The sequence below is a fragment of the Sinomonas atrocyanea genome, assembly GCF_001577305.1.
Classification (GTDB): Bacteria; Actinomycetota; Actinomycetes; order Actinomycetales; family Micrococcaceae; genus Sinomonas; species Sinomonas atrocyanea.
In genome coordinates, this window is record NZ_CP014518.1 from 4,340,222 (window position 1) to 4,357,594 (window position 17,373).

Annotated in this window: 18 protein-coding genes and 1 pseudogene; 7 read left to right on the forward strand and 12 right to left on the reverse strand. The window is 71.0% G+C overall.

Features of this window, described 5'->3' with window-relative positions:
• Positions 1–485 precede the first annotated feature (485 nt).
• The 3 genes from SA2016_RS19905 (at position 486) to SA2016_RS19915 (ending at position 3,451) form a co-directional block, all read left to right on the forward strand.
• On the forward strand, positions 486–824 hold the full coding sequence (locus SA2016_RS19905) for a metal-sensitive transcriptional regulator (protein ID WP_066501627.1): 339 nt from the start codon (positions 486–488) through the stop codon (positions 822–824).
• A 115-nt stretch (positions 825–939) separates the two neighbouring features.
• Positions 940–1,170 (forward strand): heavy-metal-associated domain-containing protein, encoded by a 231-nt coding sequence (locus SA2016_RS22405; protein ID WP_066501629.1) that lies wholly within the window; start codon positions 940–942, stop codon positions 1,168–1,170.
• Positions 1,171–1,174: 4 nt separating this feature from the next.
• Positions 1,175–3,451: a heavy metal translocating P-type ATPase gene (locus SA2016_RS19915; RefSeq protein WP_066501631.1), complete on the forward strand. Its 2,277-nt coding sequence runs from the start codon at positions 1,175–1,177 to the stop codon at positions 3,449–3,451.
• 121 nt (positions 3,452–3,572) lie between these two features.
• On the opposite strand, the gene SA2016_RS19920 is transcribed toward SA2016_RS19915, so the two are convergent.
• Positions 3,573–4,580, reverse strand: coding sequence for an EamA family transporter (locus tag SA2016_RS19920; RefSeq protein WP_066501632.1), 1,008 nt, complete (start codon positions 4,578–4,580; stop codon positions 3,573–3,575).
• Positions 4,581–4,661: 81 nt separating this feature from the next.
• Between SA2016_RS19920 and SA2016_RS19925 the strand changes: the two genes are divergently transcribed.
• A complete protein-coding gene (locus tag SA2016_RS19925; RefSeq protein ID WP_066501633.1) occupies positions 4,662–5,216 on the forward strand; it encodes a CGNR zinc finger domain-containing protein in 555 nt (184 codons plus the stop codon).
• A 2-nt stretch (positions 5,217–5,218) separates the two neighbouring features.
• Here the strand turns inward: SA2016_RS19925 and SA2016_RS19930 are convergent, their stop codons facing one another.
• The 3 genes from SA2016_RS19930 to SA2016_RS19940 all read right to left on the reverse strand — a co-directional run bounded on the left by SA2016_RS19930 (position 5,219) and on the right by SA2016_RS19940 (position 7,695).
• Positions 5,219–5,596, reverse strand: a complete 378-nt coding sequence (locus tag SA2016_RS19930; RefSeq protein ID WP_066501636.1) for a hypothetical protein — start codon at positions 5,594–5,596, stop codon at positions 5,219–5,221.
• A gap of 66 nt (positions 5,597–5,662) precedes the next feature.
• On the reverse strand, positions 5,663–6,286 hold the full coding sequence (locus tag SA2016_RS19935) for a hypothetical protein (protein WP_066501637.1): 624 nt from the start codon (positions 6,284–6,286) through the stop codon (positions 5,663–5,665).
• Between the two features lie 47 nt (positions 6,287–6,333).
• Positions 6,334–7,695 (reverse strand): MATE family efflux transporter, encoded by a 1,362-nt coding sequence (locus tag SA2016_RS19940; protein WP_066501640.1) that lies wholly within the window; start codon positions 7,693–7,695, stop codon positions 6,334–6,336.
• Positions 7,696–7,803: 108 nt separating this feature from the next.
• Between SA2016_RS19940 and SA2016_RS19945 the strand changes: the two genes are divergently transcribed.
• Positions 7,804–8,607 (forward strand): class I SAM-dependent methyltransferase, encoded by an 804-nt coding sequence (locus SA2016_RS19945; protein WP_066501642.1) that lies wholly within the window; start codon positions 7,804–7,806, stop codon positions 8,605–8,607.
• A gap of 93 nt (positions 8,608–8,700) precedes the next feature.
• On the opposite strand, the gene SA2016_RS19950 is transcribed toward SA2016_RS19945, so the two are convergent.
• Positions 8,701–10,137: an amino acid permease gene (locus SA2016_RS19950; protein WP_066501645.1), complete on the reverse strand. Its 1,437-nt coding sequence runs from the start codon at positions 10,135–10,137 to the stop codon at positions 8,701–8,703.
• Positions 10,138–10,396: 259 nt separating this feature from the next.
• Here SA2016_RS19950 and SA2016_RS19955 point away from each other — a divergent pair.
• Positions 10,397–10,755: pseudogene (locus SA2016_RS19955) on the forward strand (VOC family protein).
• An 87-nt stretch (positions 10,756–10,842) separates the two neighbouring features.
• Here the strand turns inward: SA2016_RS19955 and dnaB are convergent.
• On the reverse strand, positions 10,843–12,231 hold the full coding sequence (dnaB, locus tag SA2016_RS19960; protein ID WP_066501646.1) for a replicative DNA helicase: 1,389 nt from the start codon (positions 12,229–12,231) through the stop codon (positions 10,843–10,845).
• Between the two features lie 469 nt (positions 12,232–12,700).
• Between dnaB and SA2016_RS19965 the strand changes: the two genes are divergently transcribed.
• Complete coding sequence (locus SA2016_RS19965; RefSeq protein WP_066501653.1) at positions 12,701–13,426, forward strand: TroA family protein; 726 nt, start codon at positions 12,701–12,703, stop codon at positions 13,424–13,426.
• Position 13,427: 1 nt separating this feature from the next.
• Here SA2016_RS19965 and SA2016_RS19970 read toward each other — a convergent pair whose 3' ends face one another.
• The 6 genes from SA2016_RS19970 to rpsF form a co-directional block, all read right to left on the reverse strand.
• Positions 13,428–14,570: a dipeptidase gene (locus tag SA2016_RS19970; protein WP_066501654.1), complete on the reverse strand. Its 1,143-nt coding sequence runs from the start codon at positions 14,568–14,570 to the stop codon at positions 13,428–13,430.
• A gap of 136 nt (positions 14,571–14,706) precedes the next feature.
• Positions 14,707–15,378, reverse strand: coding sequence for an FMN reductase (locus SA2016_RS19975; protein WP_066501658.1), 672 nt, complete (start codon positions 15,376–15,378; stop codon positions 14,707–14,709).
• Positions 15,379–15,548: 170 nt separating this feature from the next.
• Positions 15,549–16,001: a 50S ribosomal protein L9 gene (rplI, locus tag SA2016_RS19980; RefSeq protein ID WP_066501660.1), complete on the reverse strand. Its 453-nt coding sequence runs from the start codon at positions 15,999–16,001 to the stop codon at positions 15,549–15,551.
• A 16-nt stretch (positions 16,002–16,017) separates the two neighbouring features.
• Entirely contained in the window at positions 16,018–16,257 is a 240-nt protein-coding gene (rpsR, locus tag SA2016_RS19985; RefSeq protein WP_026820365.1) for a 30S ribosomal protein S18, read from the reverse strand.
• A 79-nt stretch (positions 16,258–16,336) separates the two neighbouring features.
• The gene (locus SA2016_RS19990) at positions 16,337–16,930 is read right to left on the reverse strand and encodes a single-stranded DNA-binding protein (protein ID WP_066501661.1); all 594 of its coding nucleotides are present in this window, start codon (positions 16,928–16,930) and stop codon (positions 16,337–16,339) included.
• 63 nt (positions 16,931–16,993) lie between these two features.
• On the reverse strand, positions 16,994–17,299 hold the full coding sequence (gene rpsF, locus SA2016_RS19995) for a 30S ribosomal protein S6 (RefSeq protein ID WP_066501662.1): 306 nt from the start codon (positions 17,297–17,299) through the stop codon (positions 16,994–16,996).
• Between the last annotated feature and the right edge of the window lie 74 nt (positions 17,300–17,373).

Genomic DNA, 17,373 nt, shown 5'->3' on the forward strand with positions numbered 1-17,373 from the left:
TGCCGTGCACGGGGGTGCACAGCAACAGGCACATTTGACAACCATAAAAAATGGCATCAACAAACTTGGCACACTATTGAGTTCTCAAACAACACGCCCCCGCAGGTACTCCGACCAGCCCAACCGGACCGGCCACATCCCCGCGGCAACAAGATTCAATCCTACCCGATCCGATTTCCTTTTCCAAATCCCGCTTCCGGGAGTGGATCGAGAAATTCGAATCCGAATTCCGCCGTCCGGGCGCACTCGAAGGTGCACCATTCCGGTGGAATTCCTAGGGGTTCTGCCGCCCTGTCCGGTCCGCGATCAGTTCGCAGCCGCTCCGGCGACTCAGAAAACATTACCGGCTCGCGGCGGTTCGGCCAAATCGGGAGGGTGTGCCCTTGGCCACTGGGGCCGGAGGGGCGGGTCCGGTGGCCGCCCACGGGACACATACCCCCGTGGGGTACTTGACCCATACCCCGGGTGGGTATAGCTTCGGTCCCATGGACGAGATCACCCAGGCCCCCGAGCACCAGCATGCAGGGCCGCCCTACGGCTACACCGCAGACAAGGACGCCTACCTGCGGCGCCTGAGACGCATCGAGGGCCAGGTCCGGGGCATCGCGCGCATGGTGGAGGAGGACAAGTACTGCATCGACATCCTCACGCAGGTGTCCGCCGTCACCAAGGCCCTCCACGCGGTCAGCCTCGGGCTCGTCGAGGAGCACATCGGACACTGCGTGGTCGGCGCCGCCAATGTGCAGGACCCCGCCCGGCGCACCGAGGAGATCGATGCCAAGGTCAAGGAGGCCACCGATGCCATCGGCCGGCTGCTGCGGTAACGCCGCTCCCGGCCACGGCTCCGCCGGCTCCCCCGGACGGCCCGCGGGGACAGTCCGCCTGCCCCGGCCTACGCTGGGCACCACCACCGAGAACACGCACCAGAGGAGAAGCACCATGAGCCACTTCACCACCACCGTGCACGTCGACGGCATGACCTGCGGCCACTGCGTCAGCTCGGTCACCGAGGAGATCGAGTCGATCGACGGCGTCCAGGACGTCTCCGTCGACCTCAACGCCGGCGGCGTCTCGGAAGTGACCATCCAGTCGGACCGCAGGCTCAAGCACGAGTCGATCAGCGAAGCAGTCGCCGAGGCGGGCTACGTCGTCGTCGACAACGACGCCTAGGACGATGGACCACAAGACCGCCCAGCTCCCCCGCATCGTCGAACTCGATATCGGGGGCATGACGTGTGCCTCCTGCGTGAACAGGGTCGAGCGGAAGCTGGGGAAGATCGAGGGCGTCCACGCCTCGGTGAACCTTCCCCTCGAGTCCGCCCGCGTCGAGGTTCCCGCCGGCGTGAGCGACGAGCAGCTGATCACGACCGTGGCGGCTGCCGGATACACCGCGAAAGTCAAGGCCCAGCCCCGCCCCGCTGCCGCCTCCGGCGAGGGGGAGGGCGAGGACCACGGTGAGCACGCGCCGTCGTCCGCGGGATCCGTCGAGGCGCCGGCCCGCACGCTGCTGCCGCGGCTCGCCGTCGCGGCGGTGCTCACCGTCCCCGTCGTCCTGATCTCGATGGTCCCGGCCGCCCACTTCCCCGACTGGGGCTGGTGGGCCGCCGCCCTGGCCCTGCCGGTCGTCACCTGGGCGGCGTGGCCGTTCCACCGCGCGGCGGCAGTCAACGCCCGCCACGGCGGCTCGACCATGGACACCCTCGTCTCCCTCGGGGTGACAGCGGCGTACGTCTACTCGCTCGTGCAGCTGCTGGCCGACCCGGGCCTGACCGCGCACCCGGGCATGGAGATGTCCGGCGGGGCGCTGTACTTCGAGACCGCCGCCGTGGTGACCACATTCCTCCTCCTCGGGCGCTGGCTCGAGGCGCGCGCCAAGTCCCGGGCCGGCGACGCGCTGCGGGCGCTCCTGGACCGCGGCGCCAAGCGGGCCACGCTCCTGCGCGACGGCGTCGAGACGGAGGTCCCCGCGGACCAGCTCGTGCCCGGAGACCTCTTCGTGGTCCGGCCTGGGGAGAAGATCGCCACCGACGGCACGGTCCGCGAGGGTGCCTCCGCGGTCGACGCGTCGCTCCTCACGGGCGAGTCCGTCCCGGTCGAGGTCACCGAGGGCAGCTACGTCACCGGCGCCACGGTCAACACCTCGGGCCGGCTCGTGGTCGAGGCCACCCGCGTGGGCTCGGACACGACGCTCGCGGCGATGGCGCGACTCGTCTCCGAGGCACAGACGAGCAAGGCGCCCATCGCCCGGCTCGCGGACAGGATCAGCGCCGTCTTCGTGCCCGTGGTGCTCGCGATCACCGCCGTCACGTTCGTCCTCTGGCTCGTGCTCGGCGGCGCGCTGCCCTCCGCCTTCACGGCCGCCGTCGCCGTCCTCGTGATCGCCTGCCCGTGTGCGCTCGGCCTCGCCACCCCGATCGGGCTGCTTGCGGGCAGCGGGCGCGGCTCGCAGCTGGGCATCCTCATCCGGGGCGCCCACGTCCTCGAGGACACGCGCGCCGTCGACACGATCGTGCTCGACAAGACCGGGACCGTCACCACCGGCCGCCTGGCGGTCGACACGGTCGACGCCCTCGGGGACCTCGACCGTGGCGCGCTGCTCCGACTTGCCGGGGCCGTCGAGTCCGCGAGCGAGCATCCCCTCGCCCGCGCCGTCACCGCGGCGGCACGCAGGGCGCACGACGGCGCGGGCCTGCCCGGCGTCGTCGGCTTCCGTTCCGCGCCGGGCGGCGGGGTGGAGGGCACCGTCGAGGGGCGCCGCGTGCTCGTGGGCCGCACCGACTGGATCGCCGGGCAGCTCGGTTCGGCGCCCGACGCCGGGGCCGCGGCCACGTTCACCGAGCGCGAGGAGGCCGGCGCGACCGCGGTGTGGGTCGCCGTCGACGGCGCCGTCGCCGGGATCGTGGCGCTGCGCGACTCGGTCAAGCCGGGGTCCGCCGCGGGGATCGGCCGGCTGCGGGCCCTCGGCCTGCGGCCCGTGCTCGTCACCGGGGACAACGCGGCCGTCGCGGCCCGGGTCGCCGCCGAGGTCGGCATCGCGGGCGAGGACGTGCAGGCGGGCGTCCGCCCCGAGGGCAAGGTCGAGGCGGTCAGGCGGCTCCAGTCCGGCGGCGCCCGCGTCGCGATGGCCGGCGACGGCGTCAACGACGCGCCCGCGCTCGCGCAGGCCGACCTGGGGATCGCGATGGGCTCGGGCACGGACGTGGCCCGGGAGGCCGCCGACCTGACCGTGATGGGCGACGACCTGAATCAGGTCGCGGCGGCGATCGCGCTCTCGCGCAGGACGCTGGCGATCATCAAGCAGAACCTGTTCTGGGCGTTCTTCTACAACGCGGTCGGGATCCCCGTCGCGGCGCTCGGACTGCTCAACCCGATGATCGCCGGCGCGGCCATGGCGGCGAGCTCGGTGCTCGTCGTGGCCAACTCGCTGCGCCTCACGCGCTTCACCCCCTAGCCCCTCCCCCGTTTCGGGTACGCATCTCGACGCAGAAACGCCCATTCGGGTACGCGCCGGCGTACCCGAAACGGTGAAAGGGCGACGAGATGCGTACCCGAAACGTGAGGGCGGGGGGCGGTCAGGCGGGGCGGTTGACCGCCGGCAGCGAGCCGGTCGCCAGGTCCGCCGCCGGGAGGGCCTCCGGTGCCGAGTCGGGGACCACGGCGGACGCAGGGGCGCGGAGCTCGTCCATGCGTACCATGATCACCCCGGCCACGATGAGCGCGCCGCCCACGAACTGCACCGGTCCGGGGACGTCGCCGATCATGATCCACGACGCGACGACAGAGAAGAGCACTTCGGTGAGCGAGACGAAGCTCGCGACCTTCGAGCCGAGCCGCTGCGTGCCGATGATCCCGAACGTGTAGGCGAGCACCGCGGCGACGAGCGTGATGCCCGCCAGCGGGACCACCCAGCTGGCCTCGCCGCCGAGGAGCGCCACGGTCCCGAACGTCGCCCCCAGGGGCAGCAGGCCCACCACGGCGAGCAGGGCAATGGTCAGGGCCCCGGACACCATCCCCCCGGCCACGGTCACGAGAGGCGGCAGGACGCCGTCGGACTTCGCCGAGAGGACGAAGTACACGGCGAGGCAGACCGCCGCGGCGACGCCCCACAGCACGCCGACGGGATCGACGTGCTGGGCGCTCATGAGGTCCAGGACCAGCACGAGCCCGAGCATCGCCGTCACTGTCCCGAGGATGGTGAGGGTTCCCGGGCGGTGCCGCGTGCGCAGCCAGGCCCAGCCCACGAGGATGATCGGGGCGAGGTACTCGAGCATGAGCGCGACCGGCGGGCTCATGCGTGCCACGGCATTGAAGTAGAAGAACTGGCACAGCGCGATGGCGATCGCGCCGTAGGCCGCCATGAGCGCCACCCCTCCTCGGAGGCGCGACCACTGCCCGCGCATCATCCACGCCGCGGGGAGGGCCATCACGAGCGCGGCGAGCCCCACCCTGCCGCCGACCACCGCGCCGGGCGTCCACCCGGCCTCGAGCAGGGACTTCCCGAGCGGTCCCGAGATGCCGAACGTCGCGGCCGACAGCAGGGCGAAGACGAGACCGGATGCGGAACGGTTCGCGGACAGCACAGGGCACCCCCCAAAGATCGTGTCATGAGTAAAGCAAGGGTATGGTGATGACAGTAGATCCCGATCCCGTCAGGAGTCAACGTGATCTTCGCCCATGACACCGAGGTGGCGCTCCGCAGCGCCGTCAACCTCGTCAACACCCTCGACCCCCTCGGAGCAGACGGCGGCGACCACCTCGCCACCGGCGAGGACCTGGACCGCTTCCTCCTCAAGGAGAAGTTCACGGGCTCCCGCACGCACGACGCCGCGGAGCTGGCTGGGGTGCGCGCGCTCCGGTCGCGGCTGCGCACCCTCTGGGACTCGACCGAGGAGGAGGCCGTGGAGCTGGTCAACGCCCTGCTCAGCGAGGCCCGGGCACTGCCTCAGCTCGTCAAGCACGACGACTGGGACTGGCACCTCCACGCCACGACCCCGCAGGCGCCCCTCGCGGACCGGATGGGCACGGAGGCGGCGATGGCGTTCGTGGACGTGATCCGCTCGAAGGAGCTCGACCGCCTGCGCGTCTGCTCGGCGGAGGACTGCGAGGCGGTTCTGGTCGACCTGACGAAGAACCGCTCGAAGCGCTACTGCGACACGGGCAACTGCGCCAACCGGGCGCACGTGCGCGCCTACCGGGAGCGCAAGGCCGCGAGCTGAGGTCAGGCCTCCGGACCGGGGCTGCCCGGGGTGCCGCCGTCGGCCTCGTGGCCCGGCTCGGCCGCATCGTCCGCGGCAGGGGCGCCCTTGGCCGGGCGCTGGGCGCGCTTGAGCCGGTCCTCGGAGCGCAGGTTGACGCCGTCGCCGCGGCCGAGGTGCTCGGCGTTCTCCTTGTAGCTCATGGACAGCATGGCAGCGATGACGAGGCACACGATGAAGGCGATGCCGGCGGCGCTGAACGCCAGGTCGAACCGGAGGCCGTGCCCGGTCCCTCCGGAGGCGAAGATCAGCACCGTCACGAAGGCGACGACACCGAAGAACGCCGAGAACATGAGCGGGCCCTTGATCCCGACGCGGGGCCCGCGCGGTGTATCAGACATGGGCCCTCCTCAAGCGGCCGGGAAACGTGGGAAGCTTCTACGCGCAGTAGAAAGAACGTATCGATTCTAGGCCACGTCGGGCTGCGCGGCGGAATCGTGCCTCAGGCTCAGGCCGCCGATCAGGAGCAGCACCCCGGTGATGATGGCCGCGCCGCCGGCCACTCCGAGCAGTGCGTGGGCGCCCAGGCCGGCAACGAACGGCAGCAGGACCGCGGCACCGAGGTGCACCGCGCCGATGATGACCTCATCCCGCGCCAGGGGGCTCCGCCCCCTTCCGACGATGGCCGCGACGAGGTCGGCGAGTCCGGTGAGCGCGAGGGCCGCAGCACCGCCGGCCGCGATGACGCCGCCCCCGGGCGCGGCGCCGAGTCCCAGGCCCACGGCCGCAGCCAGGCCGAAACAGGCCGAGGAGACCAGGCGGACGGCCGCGGTAGGACGGGCGGCGGGGTCCGCGGCGCGCCCTTCCTCGCGCAGCAGCCACGCGCGGGCCGCCGCGAGCCCCACGAAGTAGGCCGCGAGGCACCAGGCCGCGCCCGCGGCGGTCGGCGTCCCCCAGAAGACGGTGACCGCGCCGAAGGCCAGCGCGACGACCGCCCTCAGGATCACCGGGGCGGCGAGGGAGCGCTGCTCGGCGGGGGCGACGGCGCCGGACGGGACGGCTGCGGGCTGGGTCGAAGGGTTCTCGGGCACGGGCCAAGTCTAGCCAGCCGGCAGGTGCCGCCCCGCCGCGCGTCCCGCTAGTGCGAGCCGAGCACCATCCAGGCGTCCGAGCGCGCCCGAAGGCCGAGGGTCAGTGCGCGCGCGAGCATGTATCCGCCGGCGAACGCGGCCCACAGCCACATGAGCCCCGCCGGTCCCCCCACGCCGGAGAGCCCTGCCCACACGAGCAGGGGGGCGTAGACCACGAGGTTGAGCAGCCCTGCGATCGCGAGGTACCGGGCGTCCCCGGCGCCGATCAGCACGCCGTCGAGGACGAACACGTAGCCGCACACCGGCTGGCTCGCGGCGAGCACGAGCAGGGCGGGCAGCAGGGCCTCGTGGACCTGCCGGTCCGGGGTGAAGATCCAGCCGATCCACGGTGCGCCGGCCGCGAGGAGGGCCCCGGTGATGACCCCGTACCCGAGGGACCACCGCACCATGGTCCGTGTGAGGGCCCGCGCCCGCGCCGCGTTCGCGGCGCCGAGCTCCTTGCCGATGAGGGCCTGGGCGGCGATGGCCAGGGCGTCGAGGGCGAAGGCGAGGACGTTGAAGAGCGTCATGGCGAGCTGGTGGGCGGCGAGGTTCGCCGGTCCCTGCTGCGTGGCGACGACGACGGCCGCGAAGATCGCGGCACGGAGCGTGAGCGTGCGCAGCATGAGCCAGGAGCCCACGTGGGCGGCGCCCAGGAGGCCGCGCCGGCTCGGGGCGAGGCCCACGCCCTCGTGCCGCATCCGCCGCAGCACGATGCCCAGGTACGCGGCCGCCATGCTCAGCTGGGCGACACTCGTGCCGATGGCCGATCCCGCGATCCCCCAGCCGAGGCCGTAGACGAACAGCAGGTTCAGCAGGATGTTCCCCGTGAAACCCACGGTGGCGACGACGAGCGGGGTCCTCGTGTCCTGGAGCCCGCGCAGCGCCCCGGTGCCCGCGAACACGAGCAGCATGCCCACGAGCCCGGGCATCGACCAGACGAGGTACTCGACCGCGTACCCCCGCACCTCCGTGGGGCCGCCGAGGAGGCCCACCACCGCTGGGGCCGTGAGCCAGCCGAGCGCCGCGAGGGCGAGGCCGAGCAGCAGCGCGAGCCAGGCGCCGTCGCGCGCGGCGGACATGGCGTGGCCCATCTTCCCCGCGCCGAGGAGGCGCGCCACGGCGGGCCCTGTCCCATAGGCCAGGAAGACCATGAGCCCCACGGCGGTCTGCAGCACCGTGGTCGCGATCCCGAGGCCCGCCAGCTCCGCGACCCCGAGGTGCCCGACGATCGCTGAGTCGGCGAGGAGGAAGAGCGGCTCCGCGATGAGCGCGAAGAAGGCGGGCACGGCAAGGCGCAGGATCTCGCGCGCCGCCGACCGCGGCGCGGTGTCCTGCGCGTGCGCGTGGACCCGCTCCTCCTGCTCCATGGGTCCCACTGTAGGCGCCCGCGCCGACACTCCTGCGCGGGGTGGGCCCGGGTGGCCCCGGGCCTCTGGGATCTGGCGGCCGCGCGGCCCCGAACCGATACTGATCGCATGTCAGGGGACTCAGCCTTCACCGGATCCATCCCGGAGCTCTACGACACCGTCCTCGTGCCCATGGTCTTCCAGGACTTCGCGGACGACCTCGCCGCCGACGTCGCGGCCGCCGACCCTGCGAGCGTGCTCGAGACGGCGGCGGGGACGGGAGTCGTGACGAGGACGCTCCACCGGGTCCTCCCGGGCGCCAGGATCACCGCCACGGACCTCAACCCGGCCATGCTCGTCCAGGCCGACCGCATCCTGCCCGCCTCCGACTCCATCCGGTGGCAGCAGGCCGATGCCCAGGAGCTCCCGTTCGAGGATGGGGCCTTCGACGCGGTGGTGAGCCAGTTCGGGATCATGTTCTTTCCCGACCGGGTGCGGGCCTATGCGGAGGCGCGGCGCGTGCTGCGGCCCGGCGCCCGGATGACCGCGGCCGTGTGGGGGCCGCTCGAGGGCAACGAGGTGACCCTCCTCGTCGAGCAGGCCCTGGCCGAGCTCTTCCCCGGGAGGACGCCGACGTTCTACCGCCGCATCCCGTTCGGGTACACGGACCATGACCTCATCCGTGCCGAGCTCGAGGAGGCGGGCTTCTCGGACGTCGACGTCCGCACGGTCGAGCACGTCAGCGCTCCGACGTCCACGGGCGCGATCGCGCTCGCCCACTGCCAGGGGACGCCCCTCGCCAATGAGCTGCGCGAGGGATACGGGGACCCCGTGCAGATCACGGCGGACGTGGCCCGGGTGCTCGAGGAGCGGCTCGGCGGCAGGCCGTTCTCGGGCCCCACCACGGCGATCTTCTTCTCGGGCGTCGCCTGACGCACGACGCGGCCTGACGCCCGACGGCGCGGGACCGGCTCCTGCTCGAGCCGGCACCGCGCCGTCGTGCTTACCCCTGGGCCGTGGCCGGCCTCAGGCGCCGTGCGCGTGGGCTTCGGCGTCGACCTCGGTCGCCTCGAACCCGGGGGCCTCGGCGAGGGCGGGTGCACCGGCCGGCGTCGGGCCGCGCCGGCGGTAGCGGGCCACGCCGATCGCGACGACCACGGCGGCGAGTGCCACGGACAGGACGAGCTCGTCGCGGGTGTCGTCGAGGAAGAGCATGCCCACGAGCAGCGCGACGATCGCCACGATGGACGCCCAGGTCAGGTACGGGAAGAGCCACATGCGGATCTCGAGCTTCGTGCCGGCCGCGTCGGCCCGGCGGCGCAGGATGAGCTGGGAGGCCGCGATGACGAGCCACACGAACAGGGCGATCGCGCCCGAGGTGTTGACCAGGAACAGGAAGACCGTGTCGGGCCACAGGTAGTTCAGGCCCACCGTGACGAAGCCGACCACCGTCGAGACGAGCACTGCGCGGACGGGGACGCCGCGGGTGGAGATGCGCGACCACGACGACGGGGCGTCGCCCCGCCGCGAGAGCGAGAAGATCATGCGGCTGGCCGTGTAGAGGCCCGAGTTGAGGCACGAGAGGACCGAGGTGAGGACGACGATGTCCATGATGGTGCCCGCGCCGGGGATGCCGAACCGCTCGATCACCGCGACGTACGGGCTCTTGGCGACGGACGCGTCGTCCCACGGCAGGAGGGTCACGACGATCGCCATCGAGCCGATGTAGAACACGAGGATGCGCCACACGGTCGAGTTGACGGCCTTGCGGACAGCGGTCACCGGATCGGCGGACTCGCCCGCCGCGATCGTGGCGATCTCGGCGCCGAAGAAGGAGAACACGACGACGAGGATGCCCGCCAGGACAGCGCTGCCGCCGTTCGGCAGGAGCCCGCCGTGGCCGAGCAGGTTGGTGGTGCCGGGGGCCGGGAGGCCGGGGATGAGGCCGAAGATCGCGGCGAGGCCGGCGATGAGGAACAGCACGATCGCGGTGACCTTGACCGAGGCGAACCAGAACTCGAACTCGCCGTAGGACTTCACGCTCCACACGTTGGTCAGCGTGAGCGCGACCATGAGCACGAGGGCCCAGATCCACTGGTCGACGCCGGGGAGCCAGCGGTGCATGATCGCCGCCCCTGCGGTGGCCTCGATGCCGAGGACGATGATCCAGAACCACGCGTAGAGCCAGCCGATGCTGAAGCCGGCCCAGCGGCCGAGGGCCTTGTCCGCGTACGCCGAGAAGGAGCCGGTCTCGGGGTTGGCCGCGGCCATCTCGCCGAGCATGCGCATCACGAGGATCACGACGACGCCTGCGGCCGCATAGGCGAGGAGGATTCCGGGGCCGGCCTGCTTGATCGCCGCGCCGGAGCCGACGAAGAGCCCCGCCCCGATGACGCCGGCGATGGCGATCATCGACAGGTGGCGGGGCTTGAGGGTCTTGTGGAGTTCTGGTTGGGAAGCCATGAGGCTCACTTCCATCGTTAGGGTCAATGCCGGAATCAATGGTGGCCCCATACCCAGAGGGTCTGCGCGGGCGTTCGCACAGTCTTTGCCGCGCGCTGCAGGGTATCCGCCCAATCACGATTACCCTCAGGCACCATCTGTTCCCGCACGGGCGCCCCGAAACCTCCCCGCAACGTAGGCGGCGCCACGGCCGGTCGTGATCCAGGCCACGCCGGCCCTGCGGACACGGGCTGTCCTGAACGCGGTCTACCGTGCCGGTATGGCTATCGCACGCTTCCCCTCCGTTGTCATCGACTGCCCCGACGCGGCCGCGCTCGCGCAGTTCTACGCCGGCCTCCTCGACTGGGCGATCGAGGAGTCCTCCCCCGACTGGGCTCGGGTCCGCGCCGACTACGGCCAGTGCCTCGACTTCCAGGGGGTGCAGGGCTATACGCCGCCCCAGTGGCCCGGGCAGGAGGTCCCCAGCAGATGCATCTCGACGTCGTAGTGGACGACCTCGACGCCGCCGAGGCGTCGGTGCTGGGACTCGGCGCCTCGAGGCACGATCACCAGCCCGGGACCACCTTCCGGGTCTTCCTCGATCCGGCCGGGCACCCGTTCTGCCTGTGCCTCAGCTGAGGCACTGGCAGCGGAACTCGCCACGGACGCACGACGGCGGTGGCGCGGCTCCCGTGGGGAGCGCACCGGCGGTGCCTAGCCGCGACCCTAGAAGCCGCCGCCCTCGCCCCCGGCGTCGGCAGCCATGTTGGCGAAGCGGGAGTAGTGGCCCTGGAACGCGACCACGATGTCCTTGGTGGGGCCGTTGCGGTGCTTGGCCACGAGGATGTCCGCCTCGCCGGCGCGTGGCGACTCCTTGTTGTAGACGTCCTCACGGTGGAGCAGGATCACCATGTCGGCGTCCTGCTCGATCGAGCCCGATTCGCGCAGGTCCGAGACCATCGGGCGCTTGTCGGTGCGCTGCTCGGACCCTCGGTTGAGCTGCGACAGCGCGATGACGGGCACCCCGAGCTCCTTGGCGAGGAGCTTGAGGGCGCGGGAGAACTCCGAGACCTCCTGCTGGCGGCTCTCGACCTTCTTGCCGCTGGACATGAGCTGGAGGTAGTCGAGCACCACGAGCTTGAGGTCGTGCTGCTGCTTGAGGCGGCGGCACTTGGCCCGGATCTCCATGAGGGACATGTTGGGCGAGTCGTCGATGAACAGGGGCGACTCGTTGAGGGGACCGAGCACCGAGGCGATCTTGGCCCATTGGTCGTCGCGCAGGGTGCCGCGGCGGAGGTCCTGGAGCTGAATCGATGCCTCGGCGCTCATCAGGCGCATCGCGATCTCGTTGCGGCCCATCTCGAGTGAGAAGAAGACGGTCGCCATCTTGTGCTTGATCGCTGCGGAGCGGGCGAAGTCGAGCGCGAACGTCGACTTGCCCACGGCCGGACGCGCCGCAATGACGATCATCTGGCCGGGGTGGAGTCCGTGGGTGAGCTCGTCGAGCTCGTAGAACCCGGTCGGGACGCCGGTCATGCCGCCGCCGCGGTGGCCGGCCGCCTCGATCTCATCCATGGCGCCCTCCATGACCTGCGAGAGCGGGACGTAGTCCTCGGCTGTGCGGCGCTCGGCCACGGCGTAGACCTCGGCCTGAGCCTGGTTGACGAGGTCCTCGACCTCGCCGTCCTGCCCGTAGCCGAGCTGGACGATCTTGGTGCCGGCCCCGACCAGGCGGCGCAGCACCGCGCGCTCGGCCACGATCTCCGCGTAGTAGCCGGCGTTGGCGGCGGTCGGCACGGACTGGATGAGTTCATGGAGGTAGGCGGGGCCGCCCACCCGGTTGATCTCGCCGCGCTTCGTCAGCTCGTCCGAGACGGTCACGGCGTCCGCGGGCTCCCCCCGCCCGTAGAGGTCGATGATGGCCTCGTAGATGGCCTCATGGGCCGGACGGTAGAAGTCGATGCCGCGCACCACTTCCACCACGTCTGCGATCGCGTCCTTGGAGAGCATCATCCCCCCGAGCACGGACTGTTCCGCGACGATGTCCTGCGGCGGTGTGCGCGCGGCGTCCGCGTCCCTGAAGGACGGTGCTGAATCGACGTGGGACGTGGACATGGGCAACACCTCGGACCGCTGGCAACCGTCCCGGAGCAGGCCGTCGGGACCGTGCTCCGGAGGAACGTGCACACCGTATCCGGGCCCACCGACAGTCGTGAAGCTGGGTTTGCACCACCCTTGTGGACAAACCTGTGGGAAAAGGGTGCCCAGGCGTTCACCAACCTGTGGATATCTGTGCACAACTCTCCGGCCCAGCTGAAAAGAGCGCTCTGACGTGCGAAAACGTTGTTGACAGCTTGTGGATCCAGAAAGTTTGTCCACAGACGAAATCCACAAGTCCACACGGGCCGCAGCCGCGTCTCCATACGTCGGGGCACATACGCTGCCGCCACATGTGACTCAGCCCACATGTGTTGCGGGCCGCTCGCGGTCCATGCGCTCCGAGGCATGCGAGCGTTCCCTCGCAGCAGGATGAGCGCAGGCACTACGCTGGAGGAACCCACTCCGCCACCCTCCAGAAGCCCTCATGCAAAACCTCCTGCCTCCGCTCCTGATCCTCCTCGTCGTCGCTGCCGTCGTCGTCTTCGTGCTCCGCGCCGGCGCACGGCGCAGCAGGGAATCCCTCGAGGGTGCTCTCTCCGGAGGGCCCACCGCCGCAGCGGCCGCCTCGGCGCGGCTCAACGAGGCCCAGCACCGGGCCGTCTACTCGCTCATCGCCCGCGGCCTCACCGTCCAGGCGATTGCTGCCTACCGCGAGGCCACGGGCTCCGGGCTCGTGGAGGCGCGCAACGCCGTCATCCTCCTCGACCGCTACCCCCAGGCGTTCCGCAGCGCGGGGAACGCGCCCACGCCGGAGGACCGTCGAGCACCCGAGCAGGCCGCCGCGCCCCAGGAGTGCGCCCCACCCGAGCAGCCCGCCGCACCCGAGCAGCCGCCCGCCGTCGCACGCGGCGGCGCGGCAGAGGCGTCAGCGAAGCCGGCACGGAGCGCCGAGGGGGCGCCGTCGGCGGGAGCAGGCCGTGCCGGAGGGTCCGGCGAGGGCGGCCCCGAGCGGTTCCCGTACCGGTACCGCGCCATCGTGAGCAACGGGCGCCAGACCCTCGAGGTTGCCTCCAACATGCTCAACGACGAGATCTACAACGAGATCAAGTCCTTGGCCCGGATCGGCGACGCCGAGGACGCGGCACAGATGCTGCAGCGCCACTCGGACATCAGCATCGAGGACGCGCGCGCGTTCGTCGCGCTGCTGTGAGCTAGGCGGCCGCCTCCTGGGCGCCCTCGAGCACCCGCAGCGCGTTGCCCCAGCACAGCGCGTCGAGGTCCTCGCGCGACCAGCCCCGTTCCGCGAGGGTCGAGAGCAGCGGACCGTAGCCCGCGACCCCGTCCATGCCCCGGGGCAGGTCCACGGTCCCGTCGAAGTCGCCGCCGAGCCCGAGATGGCCGGGACCCACCACCTCGCGGGCGTGCTCGAGGTGGCGCACGACGTCGCCGATCGTCGCCTCGGGCGCGGGGTGGGACTGAAGCCACGCAGAGAACTCTGCGGCGGCCTGCGGGTCCTCCTCGGGGGCAACGTCGTGGAAGTCCACGGGCAGGCCGAGGGAGAGGCGCGTCTCGTGCACGGCGAGGGCGTGCTCGCGGCACGACTCGGAGACGAACTTGGGCACGAACGTGACCATGAGGACGCCGCCGTTGGCGGGCAGACGTTCGAGGATGCGGTCGGGCACGTTGCGGGGATGGTCGCAGACAGCGCGGGCCGAGGAGTGGGAGAAGACCACGGGGGCGCTCGTGGCATCGAGGGCGTCCTCCATGGTCTGCGGCGAGACATGGGAGAGATCCACGAGCATGCCGAGCGCGTTCATCTCGGCGACGACGCTCCGCCCGAAATCGGTCAGGCCGGTGTCACGCCCGGCCGCCATCGCCTCGCCGGTCGCCGAGCAGGCCCAGGGGACGTCGTCGTTGTGCGTGAGGGTCATGTAGGCCACTCCCAGCTGCGCGAGCATCCGCAGCACGCCGAGCGAGCCGGCGATGCTGTGGCCGCCCTCGGCTCCCATGAGGGAGGCGATGCGGCCCCGGGCTGCGGCCTCGCGCACCTCCTCGGCGCTGCGGGCCAGCGCGAAGACGTCGGGGTGCGCGGCGGCGATGCGCCGCACGCAGTCGATCTGCTCGAGCGTCGCAACCACCGACTCGGCCGGGGCCAGGGTCGAGGGGACGAACACGGACCAGAACTGCGCACCGACACCGCCCTCGCGCAGCCGCGGGATGTCGGTGTGGAGGCGCGGCTGGCGCGCGCCGAGGGCGGCCGCGGCGACGTCGTAGCCGAAGTCCTGGCGGAGCGCCCAGGGAAGGTCGTTGTGCCCGTCGAAGACCGGCGCGTGGTCGGTGGCTGGCTGCTGCATCCCGCCATCGTACGTCGGGGGGTCCTTCCTCTGGAGGCCGCCTCTGTGACCCGCGGGAACTGACCTTCAGGAGGTGACTCCCAGAAGGTGACCTTCAGGAGGTGACTCCCAGGAGGTGACCTTCAGAAGGCGGCTCTCAGCGGCGGGGGGCGGTGAGGTCGGCGAGGAGCTCCTCGAAGGACTTGTCCTCGGGGCGGGTGGCCACGGACGGGAGCGCCTGTGCGCCGGGTGCGCCGGCCGCGGCCGGACGGGCCGCGGCGAGCTCGCGCACGAGCTCGGTGGCAGCGCGCTCGATCCGGGCCGTGAGGCCGGCCGCCTGGCCGCCGTCCGTGCCCTTGCCCCAGTCGGTCGGGGCGGCGAACACGCCCGTGGGAACCGTCCGGGTGCGCAGGTAGCTGAAGAGCGGGCGCATCGCGAGGTCGAGCACGAGGCTGTGCCGCGCGGTGCCCCCCGTGGCCCCGAGGAGCACCGGCTTGCCCTCGAGCGAGCGCGGCTCGAGCACATCGATGAAGGACTTGAAGAGGCCGCTGTAGCTGGCCGAGAAGACGGGCGTGACCGCGACGATGGCGTCGGCGCCTCCCACGGCGGCGATCGCCTCGGCAAGGTCCGGGGCGGCGTAGCCGGTCACGAAGTTGTTGGCGATGTCCACGGCGAGGTCTCGGAGCTCGAGGACGGTGACCGCGGGGTCGAGCCCCGTGGCGCGGCCGAGCCGCTCGACGGCCACTGAGATCTGGTCCGCGAGGAGCCGGCTCGAGGAGGGGACGCCGAGGCCCGCGGAGATGACGACGATGGACGTGCTGGCTGCCATGATCCTGCCTTGCTCTCAAAATACATGCTTTTGCATCTACTTCGACCAACAGGAAGACCCGCCGCTGTATTCCCCCGACGCCCCCCGGCACGCGGAAGGGCCCCCACCGCACCAGCGGTGGGGGCCCTTCCTCAACCCGTCATGCCAACGGCATGGGCCGGAGCCGCAGACTACTTCGCGGCGACGACCTCAAGGTTGACCACGGCCGAGACCTCGTCGTGCAGGCGCACCGAGACCTCGTACTTGCCGGTCGACTTGATGTGGCCGGGGATGACCACCTTGCGCTTGTCGATGGCGCCGAGGCCAGCGGCCTCGACAGCACCGGCAACGGCGTCCGGACGGACGGTGCCGAACAGGCGGCCTTCCTTGCCGGCCTTCACCTCGAGGCGCACCGGGGTGCCCGCGAGAGCTGCAGCCTGGGCCTGGGCGGCCTCGAGCGACTTGTGGGCACGGGCCTCGCGGGCGGCGCGGATCTGCTCGACCTGCTTCTCCCCGCCCTTCGACCACGTGACCGCGAAGCCGCGCGGCAGCAGGTAGTTGCGCGCGTAGCCGTCCTTGACCTCGACGACGTCACCGGCGGAGCCGAGACCCGTCACCTCGTTCGTCAGAATGAGCTTTGCCATGAGATTGCTTCCCTTCTCAGCCGCGGCCAGCGCCGGAGTAGGGGAGCAGGGCGACCTCGCGGGCGTTCTTGATCGCCTGGGCGATCTTGCGCTGCTCCTGCACGGACACGCCGGTCACCCGACGCGCGCGGATCTTGCCGCGGTCCGAGATGAACTTGCGCAGCAGGGCGACGTCCTTGTAGTCGATGACGGTGATGTCAGCGGCCTTCAAGGGGTTGGACTTTGGTTTCGGCTTACGGATTTCAGCCTTGGCCATCGTGGAGCTCCTTAGTCTCTGGAGCCCGTGGCATCAGCCACGGGATGGTTGTGATGTTGTGGTGTGGAAGGTGAATCGATCAGAACGGGGGCTCGGAGTCGTTGCCCGTGCCCCAGCCACCAGAGCTGCTGACGCCCGGGGTTGCCCACGGGTCGTCCTGCTGCTGGCCGCCGCCGCCACCCCAGCTGCCGCCGGAGCCGCCACCCGGGTTCTGCGAACCCTGGTTGCCGCCCCAGTTGCCCCCGGAGGAGCCGCCGCCGAAGTTCCCGCCCTGGCCTCCGCCGAAGTTGCCGCCCTGGCCGCCGGAGCGCTGGGTGCGGTTGACCTTCGCGGACGCATAGCGCAGGCTCGGGCCGATCTCGTCGACCTCGAGTTCGATGACGGTGCGCTTCTCGCCTTCCTTGGTTTCGTACGAACGGCTCTTCAGGCGGCCGGAGACGATCACGCGCATGCCCTTGGTGAGGGACTCGGCGACGTTCTCGGCAGCCTCGCGCCAGATCGACGCGCGGAGGAACAGGGTCTCCCCGTCCTTCCACTCGTTGGCCTGGCGGTCGAACGTGCGCGGGGTCGAGGCCACGGTGAAATTGGCCACGGCAGAGCCCGACGGCGTGAACCGCAGCTCGGGATCATTCGTCAGATTGCCGATCACCGTAATGGTGGTCTCGCCTGCCATGCTTCCTCCTGGTTCGTCCGACGCGTGCTGAAGATCGATGTACTTGAGGGAATCACGCCAAGACTACTTGGCGGACACCTTCTGGTCCTCGGGGCGGATGATCTTGGTGCGCAGGATCGTCTCGTTGAGGGAGAGCTGGCGGTCCAGCTCCTGGGCCGTGGCCGGCTCAGCGGTGAAGTTGACGACGGCGTAGATCGCCTCGTTCTTCTTCTTGATGTCGTACGCCAGGCGGCGACGACCCCAGATGTCCACCTTGTCGATGGAGCCACCGCTGGTGGTGACCACAGAGAGGAACTTATCCAGCGACTGCTGGACCGTGCGCTCGTCGACCTCGGGGTCGATGAGGACCATCAGTTCGTAAGGACGCATGTGTGAACCCACCTCCTTCGGGCTAAGCGGTTGCGGTCTTTCCGCAACAGGAGGTTCATGTGCGCGCCCGTGCG

What these genes read in the sequence shown, in the direction of transcription:
- dnaB (WP_066501646.1), bottom strand. Translation starts at nt 12,231, where the DNA reads ATGTCCACGTCCCACGTCGATTCAGCACCGTCCTTCAGGGACGCGGAC.
- SA2016_RS19905 (WP_066501627.1), top strand. Translation starts at nt 486, where the DNA reads ATGGACGAGATCACCCAGGCCCCCGAGCACCAGCATGCAGGGCCGCCC.
- SA2016_RS19940 (WP_066501640.1), bottom strand. Translation starts at nt 7,695, where the DNA reads ATGGAGCAGGAGGAGCGGGTCCACGCGCACGCGCAGGACACCGCGCCG.
- SA2016_RS19970 (WP_066501654.1), bottom strand. Translation starts at nt 14,570, where the DNA reads ATGCAGCAGCCAGCCACCGACCACGCGCCGGTCTTCGACGGGCACAAC.
- rpsR (WP_026820365.1), bottom strand. Translation starts at nt 16,257, where the DNA reads ATGGCCAAGGCTGAAATCCGTAAGCCGAAACCAAAGTCCAACCCCTTG.
- SA2016_RS19945 (WP_066501642.1), top strand. Translation starts at nt 7,804, where the DNA reads ATGTCAGGGGACTCAGCCTTCACCGGATCCATCCCGGAGCTCTACGAC.
- SA2016_RS19975 (WP_066501658.1), bottom strand. Translation starts at nt 15,378, where the DNA reads ATGGCAGCCAGCACGTCCATCGTCGTCATCTCCGCGGGCCTCGGCGTC.
- SA2016_RS19930 (WP_066501636.1), bottom strand. Translation starts at nt 5,596, where the DNA reads ATGTCTGATACACCGCGCGGGCCCCGCGTCGGGATCAAGGGCCCGCTC.
- SA2016_RS19915 (WP_066501631.1), top strand. Translation starts at nt 1,175, where the DNA reads ATGGACCACAAGACCGCCCAGCTCCCCCGCATCGTCGAACTCGATATC.
- SA2016_RS19990 (WP_066501661.1), bottom strand. Translation starts at nt 16,930, where the DNA reads ATGGCAGGCGAGACCACCATTACGGTGATCGGCAATCTGACGAATGAT.
- rplI (WP_066501660.1), bottom strand. Translation starts at nt 16,001, where the DNA reads ATGGCAAAGCTCATTCTGACGAACGAGGTGACGGGTCTCGGCTCCGCC.
- rpsF (WP_066501662.1), bottom strand. Translation starts at nt 17,299, where the DNA reads ATGCGTCCTTACGAACTGATGGTCCTCATCGACCCCGAGGTCGACGAG.
- SA2016_RS22405 (WP_066501629.1), top strand. Translation starts at nt 940, where the DNA reads ATGAGCCACTTCACCACCACCGTGCACGTCGACGGCATGACCTGCGGC.
- SA2016_RS19950 (WP_066501645.1), bottom strand. Translation starts at nt 10,137, where the DNA reads ATGGCTTCCCAACCAGAACTCCACAAGACCCTCAAGCCCCGCCACCTG.
- SA2016_RS19965 (WP_066501653.1), top strand. Translation starts at nt 12,701, where the DNA reads ATGCAAAACCTCCTGCCTCCGCTCCTGATCCTCCTCGTCGTCGCTGCC.